Source organism: Desulfobotulus pelophilus, from assembly GCF_026155325.1.
GTDB classification, from domain to species: domain Bacteria; phylum Desulfobacterota; class Desulfobacteria; order Desulfobacterales; family ASO4-4; genus Desulfobotulus; species Desulfobotulus pelophilus.
The window spans coordinates 1-21558 of the sequence record NZ_JAPFPW010000007.1 but is presented as its reverse complement, the minus strand read 5'-3'; the positions used below and the strand labels follow the sequence as shown (position 1 = coordinate 21558).

Annotated in this window: 22 protein-coding genes; 19 read left to right on the top strand and 3 right to left on the bottom strand. The window is 53.4% G+C overall.

What is annotated here, in order from left to right; genetic code table 11:
• Positions 1–2: 2 nt before the first annotated feature.
• The 3 genes from OOT00_RS07455 to OOT00_RS07445 are packed head-to-tail and all read right to left on the bottom strand — an operon-like array spanning position 3 to position 2270.
• Positions 3–971, bottom strand: coding sequence for a PKD domain-containing protein (locus OOT00_RS07455; protein WP_265424686.1), 969 nt, complete (start codon positions 969–971; stop codon positions 3–5).
• 32 nt (positions 972–1003) lie between these two features.
• Positions 1004–1603: a hypothetical protein gene (locus OOT00_RS07450; protein ID WP_265424685.1), complete on the bottom strand. Its 600-nt coding sequence runs from the start codon at positions 1601–1603 to the stop codon at positions 1004–1006.
• A 10-nt stretch (positions 1604–1613) separates the two neighbouring features.
• Positions 1614–2270 carry a hypothetical protein gene (locus OOT00_RS07445; protein ID WP_265424684.1) on the bottom strand — a complete coding sequence of 219 codons (657 nt, stop codon included), beginning with the start codon at positions 2268–2270 and terminating at the stop codon, positions 1614–1616.
• A 367-nt stretch (positions 2271–2637) separates the two neighbouring features.
• On the opposite strand from OOT00_RS07445, the gene OOT00_RS07440 reads away from it, so the two are divergent.
• The 19 genes from OOT00_RS07440 to OOT00_RS07350 form a co-directional block, all read left to right on the top strand.
• A complete protein-coding gene (locus OOT00_RS07440) occupies positions 2638–4257 on the top strand; it encodes a flagellar hook-length control protein FliK (protein WP_265424683.1) in 1620 nt (539 codons plus the stop codon).
• 19 nt (positions 4258–4276) lie between these two features.
• Positions 4277–5359, top strand: a complete 1083-nt coding sequence (locus OOT00_RS07435) for a FlgD immunoglobulin-like domain containing protein (RefSeq protein WP_265424682.1) — start codon at positions 4277–4279, stop codon at positions 5357–5359.
• A gap of 64 nt (positions 5360–5423) precedes the next feature.
• Positions 5424–8168, top strand: a complete 2745-nt coding sequence (locus OOT00_RS07430) for a flagellar hook-basal body complex protein (protein ID WP_265424681.1) — start codon at positions 5424–5426, stop codon at positions 8166–8168.
• 244 nt (positions 8169–8412) lie between these two features.
• Positions 8413–9177 (top strand): motility protein A, encoded by a 765-nt coding sequence (locus tag OOT00_RS07425; RefSeq protein WP_265424680.1) that lies wholly within the window; start codon positions 8413–8415, stop codon positions 9175–9177.
• Complete coding sequence (locus tag OOT00_RS07420; protein ID WP_265424679.1) at positions 9174–9857, top strand: hypothetical protein; 684 nt, start codon at positions 9174–9176, stop codon at positions 9855–9857. The genes OOT00_RS07425 and OOT00_RS07420 overlap by 4 nt, the downstream gene beginning before the upstream one ends.
• Positions 9854–10504 (top strand): OmpA/MotB family protein, encoded by a 651-nt coding sequence (locus OOT00_RS07415; RefSeq protein WP_265424678.1) that lies wholly within the window; start codon positions 9854–9856, stop codon positions 10502–10504. Before OOT00_RS07420 ends, OOT00_RS07415 begins: the two co-directional genes overlap by 4 nt.
• The gene (locus tag OOT00_RS07410) at positions 10494–11015 is read left to right on the top strand and encodes a hypothetical protein (RefSeq protein WP_265424677.1); all 522 of its coding nucleotides are present in this window, start codon (positions 10494–10496) and stop codon (positions 11013–11015) included. Before OOT00_RS07415 ends, OOT00_RS07410 begins: the two co-directional genes overlap by 11 nt.
• A 129-nt stretch (positions 11016–11144) precedes the next feature.
• The gene (fliM, locus tag OOT00_RS07405; RefSeq protein ID WP_265424676.1) at positions 11145–12122 is read left to right on the top strand and encodes a flagellar motor switch protein FliM; all 978 of its coding nucleotides are present in this window, start codon (positions 11145–11147) and stop codon (positions 12120–12122) included.
• Between the two features lie 55 nt (positions 12123–12177).
• Positions 12178–12528 (top strand): flagellar motor switch protein FliN, encoded by a 351-nt coding sequence (gene fliN / locus OOT00_RS07400; RefSeq protein ID WP_303649915.1) that lies wholly within the window; start codon positions 12178–12180, stop codon positions 12526–12528.
• Between the two features lie 15 nt (positions 12529–12543).
• Positions 12544–12930, top strand: a complete 387-nt coding sequence (gene fliO, locus OOT00_RS07395) for a flagellar biosynthetic protein FliO (protein ID WP_265424675.1) — start codon at positions 12544–12546, stop codon at positions 12928–12930.
• A complete protein-coding gene (fliP, locus tag OOT00_RS07390) occupies positions 12920–13735 on the top strand; it encodes a flagellar type III secretion system pore protein FliP (RefSeq protein WP_303649914.1) in 816 nt (271 codons plus the stop codon). Before fliO ends, fliP begins: the two co-directional genes overlap by 11 nt.
• Positions 13736–13745: 10 nt before the next feature.
• Positions 13746–14015 carry a flagellar biosynthesis protein FliQ gene (gene fliQ / locus OOT00_RS07385; protein ID WP_265424674.1) on the top strand — a complete coding sequence of 90 codons (270 nt, stop codon included), beginning with the start codon at positions 13746–13748 and terminating at the stop codon, positions 14013–14015.
• Between the two features lie 6 nt (positions 14016–14021).
• Positions 14022–14810, top strand: coding sequence for a flagellar biosynthetic protein FliR (gene fliR, locus OOT00_RS07380; protein WP_265424673.1), 789 nt, complete (start codon positions 14022–14024; stop codon positions 14808–14810).
• Between the two features lie 9 nt (positions 14811–14819).
• Positions 14820–15890, top strand: coding sequence for a flagellar biosynthesis protein FlhB (gene flhB, locus OOT00_RS07375; RefSeq protein ID WP_265424672.1), 1071 nt, complete (start codon positions 14820–14822; stop codon positions 15888–15890).
• Positions 15891–15957: 67 nt separating this feature from the next.
• Positions 15958–18042: a flagellar biosynthesis protein FlhA gene (flhA, locus tag OOT00_RS07370; protein ID WP_265424671.1), complete on the top strand. Its 2085-nt coding sequence runs from the start codon at positions 15958–15960 to the stop codon at positions 18040–18042.
• A 1-nt stretch (position 18043) separates the two neighbouring features.
• Positions 18044–19291 (top strand): flagellar biosynthesis GTPase FlhF, encoded by a 1248-nt coding sequence (flhF, locus tag OOT00_RS07365; protein ID WP_265424670.1) that lies wholly within the window; start codon positions 18044–18046, stop codon positions 19289–19291.
• A gap of 30 nt (positions 19292–19321) precedes the next feature.
• Positions 19322–20215, top strand: coding sequence for a MinD/ParA family protein (locus tag OOT00_RS07360; RefSeq protein WP_265424669.1), 894 nt, complete (start codon positions 19322–19324; stop codon positions 20213–20215).
• Positions 20216–20263: 48 nt separating this feature from the next.
• Entirely contained in the window at positions 20264–20998 is a 735-nt protein-coding gene (locus tag OOT00_RS07355; protein ID WP_265424668.1) for a FliA/WhiG family RNA polymerase sigma factor, read from the top strand.
• Between the two features lie 16 nt (positions 20999–21014).
• On the top strand, positions 21015–21558 hold a 544-nt coding region (locus OOT00_RS07350; RefSeq protein WP_265424667.1), incomplete at its 3' end, for a hypothetical protein.

Below are 21558 nucleotides of genomic sequence, written 5' to 3'. Positions count from 1 at the left end.
TCCTAAGGGGTTATGGTAAGCTGGATTTCATCCATATCTGTGGCTCCGTCTTTATCCGTTGCTACCAGTGAGATGGTATGGATGCCGGGGCTCAGGTTGTTTTTGTGAAAGGTTTGGCCCGTTCCGAGGTTGCCATCTATGGTGGAATACCACTGGAGCTGATCTGACTGGAGGTATCCTTCTTCCGCATCCAATGCCCTGCCCCTAAAAAGAATGCTGTGTTGAACGCTGAAAGTACTGCCATCCGCAGGGCTTTGTATTTCGGCTACGGGTGGGGTGTTGTTGATGTGAATGGTCACGTAAGCTGGCCTGCTGGGAATGTCTTGGCTGTCTTTGGCTACCAGGGTGATGGTGTGGGTTCCCGAAGACAGGCTGGTGCTTGTAAAGCTTGGACCCGTACCGATCTGTTTGTCTTTGCTGGAAGTCCACACGAGCTGGGCACCGCTCAAGGGACCGTCTTCGGTGTCATTGCCTTCTCCGTGGAAAACAATGAGACTTCCGAGCTGGAAGCTTTCCCCGTCGGCGGGTTGCACAATGGATGCCGTGGGTGGGGTGTTGTTGTAAGGATTGATGGCAATATCAATGGATGCGGTATTTTTCACACCCTGCCTGTTTTCCGCTATCAGCGTGATGGTATGGGTGCCTGTTTTTCTGAATTCCACATTGGTCAGGGAGGAGCCGAAGCCCAGGTAGTCTTCACGGGAAGAATACCATTTGAGGGCTACTCCGGAAAGAGGTCCGTCTATGGAGTCTGTGGCCTGAGCAACAAAGGTAATGGTGTCCGTTTCCTGAAAAAGAGAAGCGGTTTGCGGGTTGATGATGCTTACGTCAGGGGGGAGGGCTGGCTGCGGTCCCGGCGGTGTTGTCGGGTTGGAAGAGTCGCTGTCTCCTGTCGCTACAATAAGAGCAAAGCCGAGGGCCATTATCGCAAGCATGCAAATAGATCGAAGAAAAGAGGGGGATTGTTTCATGGCGGCCTCGTTGTGATGGTTTTGAGTCAATTTTATCTGTCATCGTCACACGGCGGCTTTGACTTTAGCTGGGAATACGCTGACAGGTTGTTTTTTTGTCGGGTTGTTTCAAACAGCCCCGGAAGGGGAGAAGGGTTTTTCTTTGTGCGGAGGAAAGCCGGATTTTTTATGGCCGGATAGGGGGAGATTCTCTGCCATGGTGCAAAGGAGAGAAGCCAGGCGGTAAGGCTTCCCAGAAGGACAGCCACCATATCCATGGGATCGAAGGTGCCATGGATGAAATAGGCTGCCGTTTCCCTTACGAAGGGAAGATCCTGCCAGCCCGCAGGAAGGAAGGCGGTGGTTTTTTTTCCAAAATACTGCCCCGTTTCCATGCAAAGTCCGATGATGCCCCAGAAAATGGCCCAGAAACGTAAAGAAGCGGGACGGCCACCCGCAACTCCCGCAGAAATAAGGGCCATGCCCAGAGGATGCAGTCCGTCGGGAAGCCAGTAGCCCAGCCTCCCGAAATGAATGAAATCCAGCCCGTCACCCAGCCGGGAAAAAATACCCACAGGCCGGTCTGCCACATAGACCAGAGCACCGATTGCCAGTGTCATTATGCCTGCAGCGATCATGGCAAAAGCTTTCATTGCAGACTTTCTACTGTGTGGAGAGCATGGCACCGCCTGCTGCACCGGCTCCGGCAGCCACACCCATGGTCTGATAAATCACAGCATCCGATGAGTTAGTGAGAACTCCCGCCGCACCACCGGCCACAGCCCCTATGGAGGCACCGGCCAGAGCGCCCATCAGCATTCGGGAAAGTTCGGAGCCATGGTAGAACTTCAGTTCTCTGGGGCTGATGAAGACCTCCACCCGCGTGGTGGCGAGGCCGTCTTCATAGCTGCTTTCAAAGGTACGCGCTCCACGGAGGTAGGCATTGGTTTCACTGATGATCAGATCTCTGTTCAGGGTATTGTGACCGGCTTCACTGTATACCTGCATGATGGTACCGGCGAGACGCTCGGAAAGCTGGCGGTAGCCGTCCAGAACCGAAGCTCTTTCGGCCATCAGTCTTCGTTGCTGAGGTGAGCCCTTTTCCGGAGCCAGCCCCTGACCGATGACGGCAACCCGTATTTTATGGCGGGCTTCTCCGGATTCAAGGCCAGGAATGAAATTTTCCCGGTAGGTTTGGGGTTCCCTGTGCTTGACAACCTGATGGCCGGTTATGCCGCAGCCCGAAATGATTATGGAAAACAGGATAAGGAGTAAGGGAGCAGAGTATTTGTCTGGATAAAAAAACGGATACAGTTTCATGGTACACCTCTCCTTAATAATATGCACAGGTTTTGCGGTACGGCTTTCAGACCTCAGGATGCCTTATCCTGACACCCTCTTTCTGGATGACAAGCATAATCCGTGCCATGCCTTGAGGGTTGTTCTGCCGGTTTAGCCGCCTACACCCGAGGCAGCCGGAGGGCTTTTTTTTCCGGGGTAGGGAAAGTTTTTCCCTGTCAGGCTCTTTCTTCCCTGGGGTTGAGAAAAGCGGGTTTTGTTTGTTTTGTTATTCCAAGGCTTTATCTTTGTGTGTCAGCTTGATTCCTGTGGCATGCAGCTTGCTAAAGGATGGGTAGTCTGTTCTGTTTCTTCGTGTTTCTATCATCCTGAATGAAAGGATTGCCCCATGATGCTGGCAACCCCCCCCATGATATCACAGGATTTGGGTCTTTCTTTTAAAGCAGGGAGATCAGAAGCGGCTGCAGAGCCCGGCTTTTCCACGTTCATGGATCGGGCCATGGAAAAGAAGGTGGCGGATGAACCCATGCTCTCTCTGGTATCTGTGCTCGAAGGAATGCGGAATCAGTGGCAGGCCTTTGTTTCCATGGGTCGTCAGGAGGTATCCGCAGACAGTGAAGCCCTGAATGTTTTAAGGAAGATGATATTGGGAAGTGGTTTGGATGAGGACAGTCAGGATGCCATGATGATGCTTCTGGACGATGCCAGTGGACAGGATGTGAGCCTCGGACGACTCCTTGAGAGGCTTCATTCTCTGGCGGAAGGAATGGAATCCTTTGAAAACAGCGGGGATGCCGGTCTGGCCCTTGGCTTGTTTCCTTTTGTGTATACCCTTTTGCGGGACATGGGCATTCCGGAAGACAGGATTGCCACCCTGATGGACCGGTCCATAACAGAAGGGAAGGGATTTTCTCTGGAGGGTCTGGGCCGTGAATGGGCCATGCTGCGGGATGATTTGACCCGTGGCTCCCTTGTTGTTGATGCTGGCGGCCGAGAAGAGGCCATCCGGGTGCTGGATAGTCTTTTGCAGGGTCTGGGCAGCATGAGCAAGTCGGAGATGGCTGGTTTTTCCCATGATACGGCGGCCATGCTGGAACGTCTGGTGCTTAGTGCCATGGCAGATCAGGATCTTGGCCGTATGGCTACCTCAAGAACGCTGGAGTTCAGCGTGCCGGCCATGGAGGTTGCCGCAGGATTTCTGAGGGAGGTGCAGCCCGGCCGTGATCCCGCAGGTGTGACCGAACTCCGCACAACACCCTTTGAAAAAATACCAGCTGCTGTCAGGCCCGTGGGAGATCCTGGCCTGCAGGCATGGCAGGGGCTGGAAGGCAGTGAAACGGATCAAGATTCCCGGCAGTCTCTGGATGATCTGCTGGGAAGATGGCTGGAGTTGACCGGTGACCGGGATACCGGTGACGAAGATGAGGATGGTTGGGCAGCCCTGCTCCGTTCCCGCAGCGTTGAGAAGGATGGGGATCGCAGTAGTCTGGGATCGGGCATGGGAATGGGTCATGGCCGAGGCAGTGAAGGTTCGTCCGTGAGAACTCAGGCCCCGCCGCCTCCTCCGCCTGCCTATGTCATGGATCAGGTGGGGAAAAAAATGGCCCACGCCATCCGGGAAGGCCAGAATGAAGTGAGTTTTCAGCTGAAGCCGGAGCATCTGGGACGTTTGCACCTGCATATCGAAACCATTGCAGGGGGTGTCCATATCCGTATCCTTGCGGAGAAAAAAGGTGCCCATGACATGCTCCTGACCCAGGTGGCGGAGTTGAAGAGCCAAATGCAGGAACAGGGGCTTCGGGTGGAACGCATGGAAGTAAGTGTGGCTCCGGACTTCGATACGGCCCTTTTCCGGGAACGGGGAAGGGAGAGGCAGTCCCGCCAGGCACGTCAGGCGGAAGAGCGCAGGGAGAAGGGGGCTGTTTCTTCGGTGGAAGGGAGTGCGGCATCGTCCCGCACAGGCCGGGTATGGGGAAGAAGTGATTCCCGTCTGGACCTGATGGTGTGAGGAAGAAAGGAAAAGGGCAATGACAACTTCAGTGAATGGTAATACGGCACTGTCAAATCTGGCATCGGGGTATCAGGTCCGTGAGGACAAGGAGAAAGATCCTCTGGGAAGGGAGGCCTTTCTTACCATGCTGGTGGCTCAGCTGCAGAATCAGGACCCCCTGAACCCCATGGAAGGTACGGATTTTACTGCGCAGCTGGCCCAGTTTTCCCAGTTGGAAGCCACCTTTAATACCAATAAGACTCTCGAAGAAATGCTCAAGGTGATGCAGGCCGGTTCATCCAAGGATCTGGAAGCCTATATGGGTAAAGAAATTCTGGCGGAGGTGGATTCCATTGAGGTGTCTCAGGGTAAGGCCGTAGGGGGCTTTTATACTCTGGAAGAAACCGCTTCTGTTACCATCAATATCTATAACGAAAAAGGTGAGCAGGTTCGTACCATTCCCATGGGTCAGCAGGAAGCCGGTTCCTATCCCGTTTCATGGGATGCCCGGGATTCCGGTGACCGTCAGGTACTGGATGGCTCTTACCGGTATGATGTCATTGCCGTGGGACCGGGGGGCATCAGCCGGGTGCAGACCACCGTGGAAGGAACGGTGGAAGGTATCCTCTATGCCAATGGTAAGGCGTACCTGCAGGTGCGGGGAACCTTTGTGGATCCGGCCAGTCTTCTCAAGGTGTGGGAGAAAGAAGCAGCCGGTCCGGTAATCAGCCCCATGGAATATATTGGCAGGGAAGTGACGGCGGAAACGGCCGGTATTGATTTTGACGGTAAGATTCTTGGGACAGTGCCGGGGTATACTCTGGACCGGGAGGATGAGGTGCTGATTGAAATTTATGACAGCCATGGAAACCTTGTGAAGTCCATGTACGAGGGTACCCGGAAGGGCGGTGAGTTTCATGAGATATCCTGGGACGGTAAGAACACCTATGGCACCACCGTTGATCCCGGTGTCTACTCCTACCGGGTGCTGACCAAGGGGGCTGTGGCGGATACCCGGGTTACGGGAGATGTCACCGGTCTGGTTTACAGAAATGGTATCCCTTACCTCAATATGGATGGTCATCTGGTGGCTTCCGGAGCTGTGCGCAGCGTATCCTAGGCAATGGTGCAAGATTTTGAGTGGTTTCTGATTCTTTAACGTTTTTTTGATCCGGAGGTGCCGTATGTCCCTCACCAGTTCTCTCTATACCGGAACCAGTGGTCTGACCAACATGGGTAATGCCATGCAGGTAATTGGTGATAATATTTCCAACGTCAACACTGTGGGTTTCAAGGGAAGCCGTTATACCTTTGCCGATGTTCTGAACCAGACCGTGGGGACTCAGTCCGGATCCGCCCAGGTGGGCCGGGGCATGGCCCTGGGCAGCGTGGATAATTTGCACAATCAGGGTTCCTTTGAATCAACGGGGAATACCACGGACCTTTCCATCGGCGGGAACGGCTTTTTTGTGGTGCGTCACCCTGCCAGTAATCAGGAATATTATACCCGGGCGGGGAACTTTAACTTTGATAAAGACGGCAAGCTCGTAACTCCGGAGGGCATGATTGTTCAGGGCTGGAAGCTGGATCCGGATACGGGTGATGATATGGGAGCCATGACCAATATCATCATGCAGTCTTTCACGTCTCCGCCGAAACAGACGTCAGAAATTACGGCCATTACCAACCTGGATGCGGATGCCGTCAGCCAGTCTACCGTACTGTCCAATGCCTGGGATGCAACGAAGCAGCCGCCTCTCCCCCCGAACAGTTATGAGTACCAGACCGTGGTCAAAGCCTATGATGCCTTGGGCAGCACCCATGATATTACAATCTACTATGACAAAAAGTCCGGTTCGGAATGGGAATACATCATCACCATGAACCCCGGTGAAGACAAGCGGCTGGGAGTACAGGGCACGCCGGGACAGGGGATTCTGGCCAGAGGTACCATCCTTTTCAATGAGTCCGACGGGTCCATAGCCGACATGACCATGGAGGAATATACGGGCCGTATCGGCAATGTGCGTACCGAAGGGGTGAACCGCTACGATGATCTCACCTTTGTGCTCAATTCAACGGAACCCATGGATTTTGATGGATTTGATTTTCATGTGGAATATGACGGTGACCGCTGGCAGTTTCAGAACCTTCCGGCTGCCTATCCCAATGCGGAAATTATTTATTCTGATGCCCGGCGCATCGAGATTGTTCTGAACCGGAACCCTGCGGATACGGCTCCGGAACCGGATATGGTAATCCGCCTTGCTTCCAATGCCGTGGCCACGGATTCCCTGAAATTTGACATTAATAAGCCCAGAGACGCCCATGTGCAGAATGTTACGGGGCTTACCTACCGGGGTGATACGGGCAACGACAATACCACCCTCACCATTAATGATCCCGGTGTCATGACAAGGGACATGGAGGGGATGAATCTGGTCTGGAATCCCAGAGGCGGTGTGGACGGACGGGGCGAGTGGTACATGAGTAACCCCAGCGAACAAAACGTGACCGGCCAGAACTATGGCGGTATGGCTGCTGTTGACGGTGCCAGTGAGACCGTGCTGAATCCTGCGGTGCTGAATCAGTATGCGGCAGGCATGCAGGTGGAGTGGGATGCTGTTGAAGGCTGGGTCTGGAGAAGCTCCAGCGGTACGGCCAGTGTTGGCGCGGCCAGTACGGCAGGGGAGCTTACGGTTCATAATGCCATGGTTCTGAACAGAGCGGCGGTGATAACCGTTCCTGAGGCTGCCTATAATGATGCTGCATTGACAACGGGGTGGCAAGTACTTCCATTCGCTGGTGTTGCAGCCTTGGCGGATTATCCCGCTGCACAGATACGGAGGGATGGCGACAGGGTACAGATTGATCTGGACGGAAACGGCACGGCGGATATCAGCTTCACTCCGGAGGATCCGGCTGATTTTGGTGGTAATGACATTGTTTTTTCCATAACGGCCAGTCCTCCCAGAGAATACCCCAATGCAAGGATTCTGAATGATACGCCGTTGGATCCCGGCAGATTGGCCATCAGCTTTGATGGCAACAACAACCCGGATGTGGTCTGGAGTTTTGAGGATGCAGGCGGTGCACCGGCGGCAGCTGGGGCCGGGGAGACCTTTACGTTCTCACTCGACCCCCGAACCACACCGGAGGGCTATCCCAATGCGGTGATCCGGGGCGATAAGGACAGGGTCTACATAGACCTTGACGGTTCCGGCGGAGACAATGACAGGGAAGACATTGTTTTTACCTTCACAGAGCCCATGCGGCACGGGGCCAATGTGGAAAACAGTGTCATTTCCTTTGACATTCAGGGAGGTACTTCCTGGCGGCAGTTGGGTACAAGGGATATCAACAATGCGGGCTACTATGAATTTACTGCCGACTTCCTTGGCAGTGCGGGCCGCATGGCCACGGACGGAACCTACCGGACTACAGAACAAAAAATTGCGTTTAATATCGGTACCTCTTTTGACGGGCTGAACTTCATTAACTCTTCCCTCACCACAACACAGTATGCCCGGACTTCTTCCACCATTTATCAGACGGCAGACGGGTACGGGGCCGGAGATCTGGAAGGGGTGAATGTTTCCGCAGACGGGGTGATGACGGGTATGTACTCCAATGGTCAGCTGATCCCCCTCTACCGTGTGGGGCTGGCCAAGTTTCTGAACAATCAGGGGCTGTACAAGGAAGGTGGTAATTTATACAGAGAAACCCGTGACAGCGGTTCCGCCATTACGGGTCGGCCGGGTTCCAACGGCCTTGGAAAACTGTCTCCCAACTCCCTTGAAATGAGCAATGTGGATATCGGTGATGAGTTTGTAAGAATGATTACCACTCAGAGGGGTTTTCAGGCCAACTCCAAGACCGTGACAACGGTGGATGCCATGCTGGAAACCGTTATCCAGATGAAGCGTTAAGGACTCATGACCGGGCGGGCCACAGGGTCCGCCCGGTCACCCTGATACGAGAGCTGGTATTGTTTTTGTCGGATATTTTTTCCGGATCCTTCCCTTCGGGTTGGGTCCGGTTTGCTTTTAAAGGGGCGCTAATGCTATAGAATCAGGATGGTTGAAAAGGGACTCCCCATGGGTTGTTGCTCTATGGGGGCATGGCAGGCCTGACCCTGTCTTCCGATTGTACGCCTCTGGCACAGGGATGTGTATGGACATTGCGACCCTTTTGGGTATTCTTTCGGCATTCGGTCTTGTGGGGCTGGCGGTTTTCATGGGCGGCGGCCTTCTTCTGTTTATCAATTTTCCGGCCTTTCTCATTGTGGTGGGCGGAACCATGGGAGCTACCCTGATCCATTATCCGGCAAGGGATCTTCTGCCTGTTTTTCAGAGGGTGGTGCGGGTGTTTTTCTCTCCCCCTCCCTCCGGCGAATCGGCCATAGAAGAAATGATGGCACTGGCCACTCAGGCCAGAAGGGAAGGTGTTCTGAGTCTGGAGATGCGGATTCCGGATATGGAGAATGCTTTTGTGGCAAAAGGACTGCAGCTTTCTGTGGATGGTCTGGATCCTTCGGTTGTCCGGGAGATTCTGACGACAGATCTGGATGCCTGTGCGGAGCGTCATGAGGCGGGTGCGGAAATTTTTGCCACCATGGGTTCCTATGCTCCGGCTCTGGGAATGGTGGGCACCCTCATCGGTCTGATCCAGATGTTGCAGAACCTTACGGATCCCGATGCCATCGGACCGGGTATGGCCGTGGCCCTTCTGACCACCTTCTATGGAGCCCTTCTGGCCAACCTGGTATTTCTGCCTCTGGCGGGTAAGCTCCGGGCGCTGGCCCGGGAAGAGGCCCGTGAGAAACAGATGCTCATGGAAGGTCTGATTTCCCTTGCCAGAGGGGAGCATCCCAGGGTTCTGGAATGGCGGATGCGGGCCCACCGTTCGGCTTTTTCACCAAGGGAGAAAAGGGTATGAAGGGCGGACGGGCTTCATCCATGAATATGTCTCTCTGGATTGCCCTGTTTCTCATCCTTCTGGCTTTTTTTGCTTTTCTGAATGTTCTTTCGGAGCCTGATGAATCCCGCAGGGACAGGGTCCGGCATTCGGTTCAGGCAGGATTGGGTGGGGTTACCGGTATGGGAGCCCGCAGTCCGGATGTATGGCGGCATCGTTTTGACGATGTTGGCGTCATGGAATTGACAGATCTTGTGTCCCGTCTGGGTCCGGAAGGTCGCTTGACCGTGGATGCATCGGGCCGACTCTGGATTCGTCTTCCGATGGATGCATTGTTTGTCGGGGAAGGGTCCATGGATCTTTCCCCGGAAGGTTCCGGGCTCCTTGCCCGGATGGGTACCTATCTGCCCGAAGGACCGGAAAGAGGGCGGGTGATGGTCCATGTGGTCCAAAGTCCACGGGTTGATCCGGATCAGGCCCTTGTGTTTTCCGGGCTCCGGGGTTTTACCGTGGCGGAGGCACTGGGTCGGGATATGCTTGTGTGGGGTATGGGTGATCTTGTGCCGGAATATGCCTATGGTCAGGGCAGGGACGGGGAGAATGGCCGGGTGGTGCTGGTGTTTCCCGGAAGCAGTGGTTCTGTCACGGGCAGTTACCGTTTCCGGGATTTTATTTTCCGGATTTTTTCGGAGAGTCCATGATAATTCCCTTGAAAAAGAAAACCGGTAAAAAACCGGAAACGGCATGGATGCAGACCTTTGCAGATATGCTGCTTCTGCTCCTGACTTTTTTTGTCATGCTGTATGCCATGAAAGCCCTGGAGGCCGAACGCCTGCAAGAAGGGTTTTCTTTTTTTGTGCAGGAGAGGTCCTATGAAGCACCGGAAGGAGACCGGCTGGCCGGAGCTCTGAGCCTGCGGCTCCGGCGCGAGCTTGCCCGGCTTCCTGCTGGAGTGGCGGAAAAATTGCATGTGGATACCTCTCAGGAGCACCTGCGCTTGCGTCTTGAATCCGATGGCCTGTTTGAGGTCGGTTTGTTTCGTCTTCGGCCGGAGGCGGCACTCCTGCTGCAGGCGGTTTCCGATGTGCTTGCCCCGCTCCATGTGCCTGTTATGGTGCAGGGATTTCCGGATTCCGGTATGATGGAAGATTCTGGCAGAAAGCTGGCCCTGCAGCGGGCCGGAGCCGTAAGGAACTATCTCGTGGCGTTGGCGGGCATGGACGCAGACCGATTGGGGATTGCAGCGGAGAGTGTTGACGTCCATCTGTTTCCGGAGGCGGGCAGCCGTGAGCGTGCCTGGAACCGGCGTGTAAGTTTTCTGATTCTGGAGGATGGGGATGTCCGGTAACATAAAGCTGTGGCAACGGGTAGACTGGCGTCAGAAAAAAGGACCTCTGGCTTTGTGGATCTGGCTGGTCATGCTTGGAGGGGTGATGGTGGTAACGGGCACGATGTTTGCTTTTCTTCTGTCCGGGGGCCCCGAGGCTCCAGTTCCCATGGAGCCGGAAGCCGCCATGCAGAGTGCTGCTCCGGGCCAGCCACTGATTCCGGGTCTCTGGCAGATTCCTGTGATGGAAATCAGGGTGTCTGTAGAAGAGGGCGTCCGCCTTCCTCTCCGGCTGGGCATTGCCATTCTGGCGGGAGAAGGTCCGGAGGGACTACCTGCCCTGCTGCGTCATCGGGAAAAGATTCTTGTGGCCATTCGCAACCATCTGGAGGCTGGCCGTGCGGAAAACTGGGAACGTGTGTCGGGAAAACTGAAGCTGAAGTATGAACTTACGGATCTGGTGGAAAAGGCGTCGGGTGTTCGGGTTCAGGGGCTTTATATTACAGACTTTACCATTCTGTGGCCCACATGAGAGATCGGTTCCGCCTGCCCGGGGGAAGGGGTGTTGTTTCCCGGCAGTAATGGTTGAATCCTTCTATGCGTAAAATGAAGAAGATCAGAAACCGGGTTCTGAACGGAATAGGATGAAAAAGGGTGGCACATGAGCGAAATCCTGACCCAGGAAGAAGTTGACAGCCTGCTGGATGGCCTGAGTTCCGGAAAAGTAGAGTCGGAGCAGGATGCGGGATCCGATGCGGAAGGTATCGGACATTACGATTTTTCCAGTCAGGATAAGGTAATCCGTGGGCGTATGCCCACCTTTGAGGTGATTAATGAACGATTTGCCCGTGAGGTCCGTTCCAGTCTTTCCATGCTCCTGCACACCAACGTGGATATCAGTTCCGAATCTCTGGACACACTGAAGTTTTCTGAATTCGGCCGTTCCCTCCCCGTTCCCACAAGTCTTCATGTTTTTCGTATGGATCCTTTGCGCGGTCATGCCCTGCTGGTTCTGGAAAGCCAGCTGGTTTTCAACCTCATTGACACTTTTTTTGGTGGAAAGGGAACGGGAAAGGCTAAAGTGGAGGGGAGGGAATTCACCACCATCGAAGAGGTAATGATTCGCAAGGTGGTACTTTCCTGTCTGGAAGACCTGAAAAATTCCTGGGCTCCTGTGGAACCCATACAGACCACCCTTGTGCGCAGCGAGGTAAACCCGCAGTTTGCCACCATTGTTCTTCCCACAGACCTGGTGATTGTCACCCGTTTTGAAGTGGAGCTGGAACAGTCGGCTGGTAAATTGGTGCTTTGTCAGCCTTATTCCATGATTGAACCCCTGCGGCATAAACTGTCTTCCGGTTTTCAGGCGGAGGTGGAAGATGTGGATTATACATGGCAGAGGCGGCTTAAGGAGATTATTGTGGAATCCGACGTCATGCTTTCCGTGGAGCTGGGACGGACAGAGATCACAGGGGAACAGTTGATTACCATGCAGCCGGGGGATGTCATTCCTCTGGATCAGGATGCGGAACAGCCCCTTACGGCCTATATTGAAGGAATTGCCAAAATGAAGGGATTTGCCGGTGTACAGCGAGGTTTTCAGGCTTTTCGTATTACGGATAAGCTGAAGCTTCTGTAGCCGGTTCCCCTACGGAAACCATATCTTTTTGCTGTAACCACAGGATGGAGGCATCATGGCCAATGAGTATAAGCATTCGGAAGAAGAAAAGATGCAGGCGGCGGGGCCATCGGAGGAAGTGGTCGATCCTGCCAGTGATATTGCGGAAAGAGACCTCGATTTTATTCTGGACATCCCGCTGGAGCTTTCCGTGGAACTCGGCCGTAGCCGTATGCTGGTCAATGATCTTCTGCAGCTGGGGCAAGGTTCCATTGTGGAACTGAACAAGCTGGCCGGTGAGCCTTTGGAGATTTACATCAATCGCAAGCTGGTGGCCCGGGGTGAGGTCGTGGTGGTGAACGAGAAATTTGGGGTTCGCCTTACGGATATCATCAGTCCCATGGAGCGGGTTCGGACCCTTGCCTGAAAAGGAAGATGTCCTATGGAAGACCGAGTGGGGGCTGCCGTGCCGGATTTTGGGTTCCTGGTGCTGAAAGGCGGGGGAGCCCTGTTGCTGGTGTTGGCCCTTTTGATTCTTACCCTTTATTTGCTTCGCCGTTTAAGTACTTTCAGGGGAACGGCGGGTCGGATACGGATGGTGGAAACCTTGCAACTGGGGCCCAAAGAGCGGGTGGTGCTTATTGATTATCAGGGTCGCGAGCTCCTTCTGGGTGTGACGCCTTCTTCCATTCAGAACCTTGGAGAGTTTGAGAAGACAGCTCCAGAGGAAACCGAGCGGTCCGGGCCCGGATTTTCATCCTTTCTGTCCCGTATACGTACAGGGGAACCAAGAGAAAAGGACCTGCCGGAGGCCAGATATGATGCATGAGACAGGCCGGAGGCCTTCCTTGTCTTTTCCTGAAAGAACAAGAGCACGCCGTCTCCTTTTCTTTCTGTTGTTGTTTGCCGGTGCGGGTCTTGCGGCACCTCTGGCGGCACAGGCTGTGACCTTTCCCATTCCCTCCATCCGCATTGGCGTGGAAGAGGCAACGGGTCCGAGGGATGTGGCCATTGCCCTTGAAGTACTGGCTCTTCTGACCATTCTCACCCTGGCACCGGCCATACTGGTGCTTATGACCTCTTTTACCCGCATTGTGGTGGTTTTTCACTTTTTACGTCAGGCCATCGGTATTCAGACCAGCCCGCCCAATCAGGTGGTCATCGGGCTTTCCCTCTTCATGACCTTTTTCATCATGAAGCCTGTGTGGACAGAAGTGTATGAAAAGGCACTGGATCCCTATCTGGAGGATCAGATTAGCTATCAGGAGGCCTTTGCCAATGCGGAAAAGCCCATCCGTGAATTTATGCTGGTCAATACGCGGGAAAAGGATCTGGCTTTATTTATCAAAGTTGCCAAAGCGGAAAAACCGGAAAACAGGGAAAGCGTGAGCCTCTTGCACCTGATTCCCGCTTTTGTGATTTCTGAACTGAAAACCGCTTTTATCATCGGCTTTGTGATTTATGTGCCCTTTCTGATCATTGACATGGTGGTGGCCAGTGTGCTTCTTGCCATGGGGATGATGATGCTGCCTCCCGTCATGATATCCCTGCCTTTTAAACTGATGCTGTTTGTGCTGGTGGATGGCTGGCATCTCATTGCGGGCTCGCTGATCCGTAGCTTCGCCATACCCTAGGAGGTGGCTGATGACGCCCGAATTTGTTGTAAGTTTTGGTCAGGAGGCCGTGTGGCTCACCATTTTGATTGCCGCTCCCATGCTGCTCATCGGTCTGGCTGTGGGACTGATGGTCAGTATTTTTCAGGCGGTGACTTCCATACAGGAAATGACCCTTTCCTTTGTACCCAAAATTCTTGCCGTATTTTTTTCTCTGATTTTTTTTGCCCCCTGGATGCTGGAAAAAATGACCAGCTATACGGCAAGGATAATTGAAAATATTCCCATGTACATCCGCTGACGGCCCATGGAAATTCTGAACCTTTTCTCACCCGATGAGATGCGCCATTTTCTCCTTGTGCTCACAAGGGTTTCGGTGATTTTGTTTCTGTTTCCCTTTTTTGGCAGTGAGTCCTTTCCTGTTCTGGTGAAAGCCGGGCTGGCCCTTTCTATTACCCTTGTTCTCTTTTCTACGGTGGTGACCGATCCCGTTCAGTTCCCAGACAAAGTACTCATGGCACCCATCCTGCTGGTGTCGGAGCTTTTTGTGGGCATGGTGATCGCCCTTGTGGTGCGTCTGTTTTTTGGTGCTGTGCAGCTGGCAGGGTTGCTGATTGGTTTTCAGATGGGGTTTTCCATGATCAATGTCATGGATCCCCAGACGGGCAGCCAGGTTTCGGTGATGGAACAGCTGGGATACTGGACGGTGATTGTGGTCTTTATCCTTCTGGATGGGCACTACATATTGCTGAAAGCACTGGTGGAAAGTTTTCACATGGTACCTCCGGGTGGGTTTGCTCTGCCGGAGATTTTTTTGGATCATATGATGAAAATGACAGCCGCCATGTTTGTGACGGGAATTAAAATTGGTGCTCCGGCCATTGTGGCCCTGCTGTTTGTTTCCGTAGCTTTTGGTATTACGGCCAAGTTTGCTCCGCAGATGAATGTGCTCATCATTTCTTTTCCCGTAAAAATTGCCATAGGGCTTATTTTCTTTGGTGCGGTTTTTGAGGTCATCGTCCGTTTTGCAAGGGCCTATGTGCAGGATTTTCCGGGTATGCTTCATCTGGTTCTGCGCATGTTCGGAAGCGGATAGGAGGAAACCATGCCGGAGGAAAGCGGACAGGAAAAAACCGAGGATGCAACCCCGAAAAAGCGCCAGAAAAGTCGCGAGGAAGGGCAGGTAGGCAAAAGTGTGGAAGTGCCTTCGGTCGTTGTGCTGTTGGCCGGTGTGGCCACCCTGTACGCCATGGCCGGTTTTTTTTACAAGCGCATGGCCGATGTTATGCGTTCCTCCTTTTCGTTTACGTCCATCCCGGAAGTGCACATGGAGCAGGCCCTTTTCTGGATGCAGACCTATGGCATGCAGGCTTTTTGGGTGATGGCTCCTTTGCTGCTGGTGGTGTTTCTGGCGGCTTTTTTTGCCAATGCCTTTCAGGTCGGTTTTGTGCTGGCCTGGAAAGCCATAGAGCCCAAGCCGAGTAAGCTGGATCCTATTAAGGGGCTGGGCCGTATTTTTTCTAAAAAAAGCCTGATGGAGCTTTTGAAAAGTATTCTGAAGATTACCATCATTTTTTATGTGTCATGGCGGGCTGTGAAGGGAGAGATGCCCCATATGATGCGATTGTATGACCATAATGTGGCTACCATTCTCCTTTTTATGGTGAAAATATCCTTTAAAATTTTTCTCTGGGTACTTCTTGCCATGGTTTTTGTGGCCCTGATGGATCTGATTTTTCAACGTTGGAATTTTGATCAGCAGATTAAAATGACCAAGCAGGAAGTGAAGGATGAAGGCAAGCAGACCGAAGGTGACCCCCAGATTAAAAGCCGTATCCGTCAGCTGCAGTTTGAGGCATCGAAGAAAAGGATGATGCAGGATGTGCCCAAAGCGGATGTGGTGGTCACCAACCCTACCCATCTGGCCGTGGCCATCCAGTATAACCCCCTTGCCATGCAGGCACCGCAGGTGCTGGCGAAAGGCGCCGGAAGCATAGCGGATAAAATACGGTCCATAGCCAAAGAGGCCGGTGTGCCTATTGTGGAGAATAAGCCTCTGGCACGAAACTTGTTTCAATGGGTAGATGTGGGGCAGTCCATTCCCGCAGATCTCTATCAGGCGGTGGCTGAAGTGCTGGCTTATGTGTATCGACTGAAGGGAAAAGGCAGGGGGTAGAATGCCGAATAAGGTGACAGGTTTCGGTCACTTGCCGTCAAAACAATGACACGTACAGGGGTTGGCCATGGCAGAGTCAGTCGGCATTCTTCAGGGATTGCGCAAGGACTATGCGGATATCGCAATGATCCTTGCGGTTATCGGTATTCTACTGGCCATGCTGCTGCCGGTCCCCGCTTTTCTGCTGGATTTTTTTCTGGCCCTGAATATTACCCTGGCCATCATCGTTCTGATTACCACCATGTACACGAAAAGCTCTCTGGAGTTTTCGGTATTTCCCACCATGCTGCTGGTCCTGACCCTTTTCCGCCTTGCCCTGAACGTGGCGTCTACCCGACTCATCCTCCTCCGGGGGAATGAAGGGCCCCAGGCTGCCGGTTCCGTTATTCAGTCCTTTGGTAATTTTGTGGTGGGCGGGGATTATGTGGTGGGCATGATTATTTTTGTCATTCTTGTGCTCATCAATTTCATGGTGATTACCAAGGGTGCCGGTCGTATTGCGGAAGTGGCTGCCCGTTTCACACTGGATGCCATGCCCGGTAAGCAGATGGCCATTGATGCCGATCTCAATGCCGGTATGATTGATGAACGTCAGGCCAGGGAACGGCGTGAGCTCATTGCCCGGGAATCAGAATTTCACGGAGCCATGGATGGTGCTTCCAAGTTTGTCAAGGGAGATGCCATTGCCGGTATTATCATTACCGGTATCAATATTGTCGGAGGTCTGATCATTGGTGTGCTCAATGGCATGCCCGTGGGACAGGCCGCAGCCAACTATACCCTGCTGACGGTGGGGGATGGTCTGGTTACTCAGATTCCTGCCCTCGTGATTTCAACGGCGGCAGGTATTCTTGTTTCCAGAGGCGGAGATAAGGATCGTTTGGGTCAGGCCTTTTCCAAGCTGATTTTTTCTAAAACCACACCCATCTACGTGGCTTCCGGCCTGGTATTTGCCCTGGGACTTGTTCCCGGCCTTCCCGGCCTTCCCTTTATGAGTCTGGGGCTGGCTTTGGGAGGCATACTGTATCTTGTCACCCGGGGACGGAGCGAGGAAGAAGCACAGGAAAAGCAAGCCGCGGAAGCGGAAGAAGCGGCTGCAGCCCCCTCTGGTCCGGAAGAGGTGGAGCACCTTCTGAACATGGATGTCATGGAGCTGGAAGTGGGGTATGGCCTGATTCCTCTGGTGGACAGTTCCCAGGATGGTACCCTTTTAGGCCGTATCCGTTCCATGCGCAGGCAGTTTGCCTCGGAAATGGGTATCGTGATTCCACCCATTCATATCCGGGATAACCTCAATCTGCGGCCAGCGGAATACCGGATGCTGATTAAGGGAGTGGAAATGGTCCGCTATGAGCTGATGGTGAACCATGTGCTGGCCATGGATCCCGGTGATGTCAGCAGGCGTATGGATGGTATCCCCACAACAGAGCCAGCCTTCGGGCTTCCGGCTCTCTGGGTACCTGCGGACAGAGAGGAAGAGGCGAAGTTTTCCGGGTACACGGTGGTGGACAATTCCACTGTTGTGGCGACCCACTTAACGGAAACTATCCGAAGCCATGCTGCCGAGCTTTTGGGCCGTCAGGAGGTACAGCATCTTCTGGACAACCTTTCCAAGGCCAGCCCCAAAGCCGTGGAGGAGCTGGTGCCCTCTGTCATGAGTCTGGGCATGGTACAGAAGGTTCTTCAGAATCTTCTGGCGGAAAGGGTTTCCATCAGAGATTTGCTGACCATTGTGGAAACCCTTGCTGACTATGGAACCATGAGCAAGGACCCGGATCTTTTGACAGAATATGTGCGACAGAAACTTTCCCGATCCATTCTGGCGGCGTACATGGGGCCTGATGGCAATCTGCCCGTACTGGCCATGGACAGAAAGGTGGAGGAAACGCTCACCAAAAGTATTCAGAATACGGAGCATGGTGCGTATCTTGCCGTTGATCCCCGTATGGCGGAACAGCTGATTGCGGCGGTGCGTGGGGAGATGGAAAAAGCCATGAACCAGAATGTTCAGCCTGTTCTCCTATGCAACCCGAGCCTGCGCCGTCATTTGAAGAGGCTTCTGGAGCAGAGTATTCCCAATCTTGCCGTAACATCCCATGCGGAAATTGTTCAGAACGTTAACATTCAGGCCATTGGAAAGGTGACCCTGTAAAATGAGCGTACAAACTTTTCGGGCTCCTTCCATTCAGGAGGCCCTGGCACAGGTCAAGTCCGAACTCGGTGTGAATGCCGTGATCCTATCCACGCGCAAGGCCGCCCGTGATCCGAGAAATCCGTATGCACAGGGTGGTTTTGAGGTGACAGCTGCTGTGGAGGCGGGGATTGACCGGCCAGTTTTGAAAAAGGATTCTTCTGTCCGGAAAATTCGCCAGTCTCACGGCGGCAACGAAGTAAAAACGCAGGTGGTAAAGCGGCCGAGCCGTTTTGCGGTGAAAGAAGCAGAGGAAGAAAAAGACAGGGATGTGGCAGATGTTCTGGACAGGGTGGCGAATTCCCTTGAAGGGGGGAGCGAGCTCGGGGGGAACGTAGGGTGGCAGCAGGTGCAGCACGAGCTGGTCAGTATACGGGATATGCTGTTCCTCCTTCAACAGGGAGACGGCATTCCGGAGTTCATTACCCGCCAGCCCGAGAGTCTGAATCTGTATACCCGCCTTGTGCGAACGGGGCTCACGGAAAAACGGGCCAGGGATCTGATGGAAAAGGCATCCCGAACGGCTGGCCCCGGCAGAGAAGCGCTTTCCCGAAGGGTTTTTGTGGAAATGATGGATGTTATTGAGGGTTTTACCCCCTTTGATACGCTGGCCGGTCAACGGAGCGTGGTGGCATTTGCGGGCCCGACGGGGGTTGGAAAAACCACTACCATTGCCAAGCTGGCAGCGGACTTAAGCCTGAAACAGAAGAAAAGGGTGGGGTTGATTTCCGTGGATTCCTATCGCATCGGTGCGCTGGAGCAGCTGAAAACCTATGCGGGCATCATGGGTATTCCCTGTCTGCCTGCTTTTAACCGGGATGACCTGCAGACGGCGTTGCGTCAGATGCAGAACAGAGAAGTGATCCTGATTGATACGGCAGGCCTTTCCCATCTGGATCATGCACGGATGGAAGAACTGGCAGGTCTTCTTGGCGGACGGCAGGCCATTGCCACCCACCTGGTTTTAAGCGCCGCAACGGGCAGGGAGAATATGCGGGAGGCTGCGGAGAATTTTTCCCAGCTTTCTCCCCGGTCCTATGTGTTCACCAAGCTGGATGAAACCCGTAAAAGAGGCGGTATTCTGGATCAGCTGGCAGACTATCCTTTGCCCGTATCCTATATAACCGATGGACAGCGGGTACCTGAAGACATTCATCCAGTGACCCGAAAGGGCCTTTTGCAGCGTATTTTTGAGACTCGAGAGGCCTGAGTTCAGGGCCGGTGAAGAAGGGAGAAAAGGGTGGATCAGGCAACGAGTTTGAGAAAAATGATCAGTCGCCAGGGTATGCAGCGGAAGAGGGAGCTTTCCTCCGTATCATCGGGCCAGCCAAGGGTAATTGCCGTGAGCAGTGGAAAAGGCGGTGTGGGTAAAACCAACCTTGTGGGTAACCTTGCGCGGGCCTTTGCGGATATGGGCAAAGAAGTTCTGATTCTGGATGCGGATCTGGGTCTTGCTAATATTGACATTCTTTTTGGAATACGCCCTCCCTTTCATATCGGCCATGTGTTGAGCGGCGAAAGAAGCCTGCACGAGGTCATGGTATCTCCGGCAGACAGGATCCGTATTATTCCGGCAGGCTCCGGTACCAGCGGTCTGACCCATCTGACCGAGGGGCAGAAACTGACCCTTCTGGGTGAATTTGAAAGTGCGGATTTGGCGGCAGATGTGGTGCTCATTGATACGGGGGCAGGCATTTCAAAAAATGTGCTGTATTTTAATCTCGCGGCGGATGAATGCCTGCTGGTGGCTACGCCGGAGCCTACTTCCATTACGGATGCCTATGCCATGATGAAGGTCATGACCTCCGAACATGGAGCCAGGCATTTTAAACTTGTGGTAAACATGGTAAACTCCGTAAAAGAAGCCAAACAGGTTTTTTTGACCCTGAACCAGGCTGCCGAACGTTTTCTTACCGGTGCTGTGCTGGAGTATGCGGGTCATATTGTTTTTGATCCTGTTTTACGGAAATCTGTTCAGGAGCGGAAAACGGTTCTGACGGCTTACCCGGATGCAGAATGCAGTAAACAGATCCGCAATCTCGCCAAAGTGTTGATGAATGCTCCCCGCCGTCATGATACAGAAGGATCCATTAAATTGTTTTTCAAGCGTTTTACCGCACTGCCGCCCGCCTGATCATGGGGCAGGGGAAATACCGCATAAGGATGAAAGGGCGCTGATACTTTGAAGACATGCCTCTCTGCTGAGAAAAGGGAATCCATGATCAAAGCCCATACGGATCTGGTTCGCAGTGTGGCCTTGCGGGTTTCCATGCGTATTCCCCAATCCGTTTCGCTGGACGAGCTGATGAGTGCCGGCAGCCTCGGGCTGCTGGATGCTGTGGATAAGTTTGATCCTGAAAAAGATGTGAAGTTTCGTACCTACGCCCAGTTCCGCATTAAGGGTGCCATTCTGGATGAATTGAGAAGCATGGACTGGTTTTCCCGTTCACTGCGAAAAAAGGCACAGGATGTGGAAAAGGCCATTGCCTCGGTGGAAAGGGAACAGGGGAGGCCTGCAGAAGAGAGGGAAGTTGCAGAAGCCCTGGGGTTTTCTTTGGAAGTCTATCAGGGTGTTCTTACGGAAATCCACGGTGCCGCACTCCTGAATCTGGATGCCAGTATCCGGGGGACAGAAAAGGGCGAAAACGGGGTAAAAACCTTTCAGGATCAGCTGACAACATCCGATAATCCGGAAGATATGCTGGCAGAAGAAGAGATGAAAGCCAGATTGGCAGAAGTGATTGCCGGGCTTTCGGAAAAGGAACAGCTGGTGCTTTCTCTGTATTATTTTGAGGACCTTACCTTAAAAGAAATTGGTGATGTGCTGGAGCGTACGGAATCCCGCATCTGTCAGATTCATGCCGCAGCCCTTGTGAAACTGCGTACGCGTCTGCGAGGCGTTGAAATGACGGCCTGAACCAAAGGGGCGGACCATGGCGGAAAAAGATGGAAAAAATGATATTGATCTTGTGATCCAGCAGGATGACATTGATGCGCTGTTGCGGGGGCTGGATGATGGTTCTGGGGATGAGTCGGCGGCGGCTTTGCCTTCTGATCATGGTTTGCCCGATCCGGCGGGAGGAGAAAAAATTCCCGAAGGGGATCTTTCTGATCTGGATAACCTGATGCGTGGTAATGACAGGGGGCTGGAGCCGAAGGAAAACGATTTTGATACGGTCAGTCAGGAGGAAATTGATGCTTTCCTGCGGGGTGATTTTGATATGCCCCTGCCGGAAAAAAATGAAGTGCCGAAACCGGTACAATCTGTTCCCTCCCAAGGAGAGCCCGATCTTTTTACCTCCGGTCTTGTGGGGCAGGCGGACATAGATGCCTTGTTCTCGGAAGATCTTGCGGGTACTGCCCGTGAGGAAAGCAGGACCACGGATGTTGCCGAAGATGAGGATTTTGGCCGTAATACCCTGAGCCAGAATGACATTGAGGCTCTGTTCTCTGGCGGTGGCGGCAAGCCTTCCGTAA

What these genes read in the sequence shown, in the direction of transcription:
- OOT00_RS07455 (WP_265424686.1), bottom strand. Translation starts at nt 971, where the DNA reads ATGAAACAATCCCCCTCTTTTCTTCGATCTATTTGCATGCTTGCGATA.
- OOT00_RS07450 (WP_265424685.1), bottom strand. Translation starts at nt 1,603, where the DNA reads ATGAAAGCTTTTGCCATGATCGCTGCAGGCATAATGACACTGGCAATC.
- OOT00_RS07445 (WP_265424684.1), bottom strand. Translation starts at nt 2,270, where the DNA reads ATGAAACTGTATCCGTTTTTTTATCCAGACAAATACTCTGCTCCCTTA.
- OOT00_RS07440 (WP_265424683.1), top strand. Translation starts at nt 2,638, where the DNA reads ATGATGCTGGCAACCCCCCCCATGATATCACAGGATTTGGGTCTTTCT.
- OOT00_RS07435 (WP_265424682.1), top strand. Translation starts at nt 4,277, where the DNA reads ATGACAACTTCAGTGAATGGTAATACGGCACTGTCAAATCTGGCATCG.
- OOT00_RS07430 (WP_265424681.1), top strand. Translation starts at nt 5,424, where the DNA reads ATGTCCCTCACCAGTTCTCTCTATACCGGAACCAGTGGTCTGACCAAC.
- OOT00_RS07425 (WP_265424680.1), top strand. Translation starts at nt 8,413, where the DNA reads ATGGACATTGCGACCCTTTTGGGTATTCTTTCGGCATTCGGTCTTGTG.
- OOT00_RS07420 (WP_265424679.1), top strand. Translation starts at nt 9,174, where the DNA reads ATGAAGGGCGGACGGGCTTCATCCATGAATATGTCTCTCTGGATTGCC.
- OOT00_RS07415 (WP_265424678.1), top strand. Translation starts at nt 9,854, where the DNA reads ATGATAATTCCCTTGAAAAAGAAAACCGGTAAAAAACCGGAAACGGCA.
- OOT00_RS07410 (WP_265424677.1), top strand. Translation starts at nt 10,494, where the DNA reads ATGTCCGGTAACATAAAGCTGTGGCAACGGGTAGACTGGCGTCAGAAA.
- fliM (WP_265424676.1), top strand. Translation starts at nt 11,145, where the DNA reads ATGAGCGAAATCCTGACCCAGGAAGAAGTTGACAGCCTGCTGGATGGC.
- fliN (WP_303649915.1), top strand. Translation starts at nt 12,178, where the DNA reads ATGGCCAATGAGTATAAGCATTCGGAAGAAGAAAAGATGCAGGCGGCG.
- fliO (WP_265424675.1), top strand. Translation starts at nt 12,544, where the DNA reads ATGGAAGACCGAGTGGGGGCTGCCGTGCCGGATTTTGGGTTCCTGGTG.
- fliP (WP_303649914.1), top strand. Translation starts at nt 12,920, where the DNA reads ATGATGCATGAGACAGGCCGGAGGCCTTCCTTGTCTTTTCCTGAAAGA.
- fliQ (WP_265424674.1), top strand. Translation starts at nt 13,746, where the DNA reads ATGACGCCCGAATTTGTTGTAAGTTTTGGTCAGGAGGCCGTGTGGCTC.
- fliR (WP_265424673.1), top strand. Translation starts at nt 14,022, where the DNA reads ATGGAAATTCTGAACCTTTTCTCACCCGATGAGATGCGCCATTTTCTC.
- flhB (WP_265424672.1), top strand. Translation starts at nt 14,820, where the DNA reads ATGCCGGAGGAAAGCGGACAGGAAAAAACCGAGGATGCAACCCCGAAA.
- flhA (WP_265424671.1), top strand. Translation starts at nt 15,958, where the DNA reads ATGGCAGAGTCAGTCGGCATTCTTCAGGGATTGCGCAAGGACTATGCG.
- flhF (WP_265424670.1), top strand. Translation starts at nt 18,044, where the DNA reads ATGAGCGTACAAACTTTTCGGGCTCCTTCCATTCAGGAGGCCCTGGCA.